Raw genomic sequence first — 314 nt, 5'->3', positions numbered from 1 at the left:
GTGTCGGGCAAGCTGAACCCGAAGGTGAACCTGGTCTCGACGCTGAACGGTGCCGAGTTCACGGTGTTCGCGCCGGTCGACTCGGCCTTCGCGAAGATCGATGCCGCGACGATCGAGAAGCTCAAGACCGACGACGCGCTGCTGACGAAGATCCTGACGTACCACGTCGTTCCGGGCCAGATCACGCCTGACAAGATCGCCGGCGACCAGAAGACCGTGCAGACCGGCACCGTGAAGGTGAGCGGTTCGGGCAACGCCATCAAGGTCAACGACGCCAACGTGATCTGTGGTGGCGTGAAGACCGCCAACGCCAC

Annotated in this window: 1 protein-coding gene; it reads left to right on the top strand. The window is 63.1% G+C overall.

Features of this window, described 5'->3' with window-relative positions; all coding sequences use genetic code 11:
* Positions 1-314, top strand: a 314-nt coding sequence (locus SK571_RS46285) for a fasciclin domain-containing protein (RefSeq protein WP_319990450.1), incomplete at both ends; no start/stop codon positions are given.

The organism is Lentzea kristufekii (assembly GCF_033949925.1).
Lineage (GTDB): Bacteria > Actinomycetota > Actinomycetes > Mycobacteriales > Pseudonocardiaceae > Lentzea > Lentzea kristufekii.
This window is presented reverse-complemented; position numbering and strand designations above follow the sequence as displayed.